The sequence below is a fragment of the Bacillus sp. MM2020_4 genome (assembly GCF_011250555.1).
In the GTDB taxonomy this organism is placed as follows: domain Bacteria; phylum Bacillota; class Bacilli; order Bacillales; family Cytobacillaceae; genus Neobacillus.
Map to the genome: position 1 here is coordinate 1 of NZ_JAANMZ010000094.1, position 1,784 is coordinate 1,784.

General features: G+C 33.5%; 2 protein-coding genes. Both read left to right on the forward strand.

From position 1 onward, the window contains the following. The first annotated feature begins 93 nt into the window (after positions 1-93). Positions 94-633 carry a histidine phosphatase family protein gene (locus tag G6554_RS25165; protein ID WP_166246836.1) on the forward strand — a complete coding sequence of 180 codons (540 nt, stop codon included), beginning with the start codon at positions 94-96 and terminating at the stop codon, positions 631-633. A gap of 395 nt (positions 634-1,028) precedes the next feature. Then, positions 1,029-1,595, forward strand: a complete 567-nt coding sequence (locus G6554_RS25170; protein WP_166246837.1) for an MOSC domain-containing protein — start codon at positions 1,029-1,031, stop codon at positions 1,593-1,595. The last annotated feature ends 189 nt before the right edge of the window (positions 1,596-1,784 follow it).

A 1,784-nucleotide genomic window follows, 5' to 3' on the forward strand; every position in this document is an offset into this window, starting at 1 on the left:
TTTAAATATTTAGGGATAGTATTAAACGTGCTGAGACGTTGATACCAATTCATAATTCCTAATAACTTTATACATAATATTGGAGTGGTTTTATTGAAGAAAATTTATGTTATTAGGCATTGTGAGGCGGCTGGACAGCCACCCGAAGCACAACTTACGGATAAAGGTCTTATACAAGCGTTAGATTTATGCGAGTTTTTTTCCAATATTAAAATTGACCGAATTATTTCAAGCCAATATAAACGTGCGGTTGAATCTATTCAACCGCTTGCAAAGAAATTAAATCTTGAGGTGGAGATTGACAGTAAATTAATGGAACGTATACTAAGTACCAATATTTACTCGGATTGGTTTGAGAAGCTAAGAACAACATTTGATGATATGGAACTTAAATTTAAAGGTGGCGAGTCCAGTTTAGATGCAATGAAACGAATAGTTGAAGTTGTTGAAAATGCTTTTGACAGTAATAATGAAAATACTATTATTGTTACACACGGAAATTTAATGTCCTTACTATTAAAGCGTTTTAATAAAGATATTGGATTTAAAGATTGGAAAAATCTTAGTAATCCCGACGTTTATCTTTTAGATAATGAAAATAATAAGGTAACTATCAAACGGTTATGGAAGTAAAGAAAAGATATGAAAATGTACATATTATGAAATATTACATTAGACTACCGGGTGCAAGAGTTCAAGATGGATCGCTACGGCGGTCTTTTTTGCTTGTTCTGCTAACGGGGCTGGTTAGTATAACAAGAAACTTTAGTCATTATGTTGCATTAGAGAAAAAGTACGCAACAAAATAGAGAGGGAAAAATTCACTCTAGATAAGTTCTTTATTGTTGAAATACAAACTGCTCTCTAAAGTTCCGTGGATGAATACTTTTATCATTCTAATCCGTCCAAGTAACAATCACCTTTAATTGTGTTGCTTTAGTGTATAAAGGAAAGTTGTGATGATGGAATGAAGGCTGTATTGAATATGAACAAACAGGGGTTTAAAAAAGGAAGGCTGTGAGGATTGAATGTTTAATGAAAAAAAAGAGAGTTCAATTTTAGGAACAGTCATAGCTGTAAGTTTAAGTAAAAAGCATACGTTTAGTAAAGAAAATAAAGAGATTATAAAATTAGTCAAGGGTTTAGGGGTCGAAGGCGATGCACACTTTGGTTCAACGGTTAAACATCGCTCGAGAGTGGCACAAGATTCAAACCAGCCCAACCTAAGACAAGTGCATTTAATTCAAAATGAGTTATTCGAAGAGTTAGCAGACCGCTTTAATATTAAACCTGGACAAATGGGTGAAAATATTACAACTGTCGGAATAAATCTTCTTGAATTACCTACTGACACTATATTATCTATAGGTGAGTCAGCAATTATTAATGTAACAGGCTTACGCAATCCTTGTGCCCAAATTGATAATTTTAAACCGGGTCTATTAAAGGCTGTTTTGGATAAGGATTCAGACGGAAATCTAATTAGAAAGGCAGGAATAATGGGAGTTATATTGCAGAGTGGAGAAGTGAAACCAGATGATACCATCCGTGTTGAATTACCACACAGACCATTTAAAAAGCTTGAACGTGTTTAAAGCCGGGTGCGTATTTGCACCTTAGTGAAATTATTTTTATTTGTGAAAAACTGTACTTAAACTATCGAGTGCGTTTCTACGATAAGTGCGGACGCATTTTTCTTATTGAAGTAGCAGGTTAGTTAATTATGGAAATCAAAATGATTAGAACCTTAAATACCTCCAAATAATTCCAAAACAATATAATTT

Coding starts and splice junctions, on each gene's coding strand:
- G6554_RS25170 (WP_166246837.1), top strand. CDS start 1,029: ATGTTTAATGAAAAAAAAGAGAGTTCAATTTTAGGAACAGTCATAGCT.